Source organism: Caulobacter sp. 17J65-9, from assembly GCF_010975005.1.
GTDB lineage: Bacteria > Pseudomonadota > Alphaproteobacteria > Caulobacterales > Caulobacteraceae > 17J80-11.
In genome coordinates this window covers 1-836 of the sequence record NZ_JAAIVC010000325.1, presented here as the reverse complement: position 1 = coordinate 836, position 836 = coordinate 1, and the positions used below count along the sequence as shown (strand labels likewise).

The 836-nt window shown below is 76.3% G+C and carries 1 pseudogene; it reads left to right on the top strand.

The window, feature by feature from the left end:
- Positions 1-836: pseudogene (locus G3573_RS21705) on the top strand (hypothetical protein); the annotation flags it as partial.

The window sequence follows — 836 nt, the reverse complement described above, 5'->3', positions numbered from 1 at the left end:
ACCTGGCGGTCGCGCTCGGCGGCTTCGGCGGCGGCGGCGGCGACGGCGAGGCGGTCACGGTCGTGGCCACCGGCGACGAGATCGTCACGGTCGGCGGCCAGTCGCACGGCGTGCTGGCCCAGTCGATCGGCGGCGGCGGCGGCAACGGCGGCCTGGGCATGAGCGGCGTCATCGGCCAGTCGGAGTCGATCAACATCGGCGTCGGCCTGGGCGGCCGCGGCGGCAAGGGCGGCACCGGCGGCGAGGTGAACGTCACCGTCGCCAGCACCGTGACCACCGGCGGCGACGGCTCGATCGGCGTGTTCGCCCAGTCGGTCGGCGGCGGCGGCGGCAACGCCGGGGCCGGCGGCGCCATGGCGCTGGGCGGCACCAAGAGCAAGAACGTCACCCTCAGCCTCGGCGGCGAGGGCGGCACGGGCGCCACCGGCGGCGACGTGCACGTCACCACCACCGGCGACGTCACCACCTTCGGCGAGGAATCCTACGCGGTCTTCGCCCAGTCGGTGGGCGGCGGCGGCGGCCACGGCGGCATGGCCGGCATCGATAAGGACGGCTTCGACGACTACATGGCCGGCGGCGCGGCCTCGGCCAGCTACGGCGCCGACTCGCACAGCCTGGCGGTCTCGCTGGGCGGAAATGGCGGCACCGGCGGCCACGGCGGCGACGTGTTCGTCACCAACTCCGGCATGCTGCAGACCGCGGGCGTCAGCGCCTCGGTGATCTACGCCCAGTCGGTAGGCGGCGGCGGCGGCGACGCCGGCGTGGCCACCGCGGTGGCCGGCAGCTTCGGCGCCGGCAAGGGCGGCGCCTACGCGGTCGGCGTCGGCGGCAAGGGC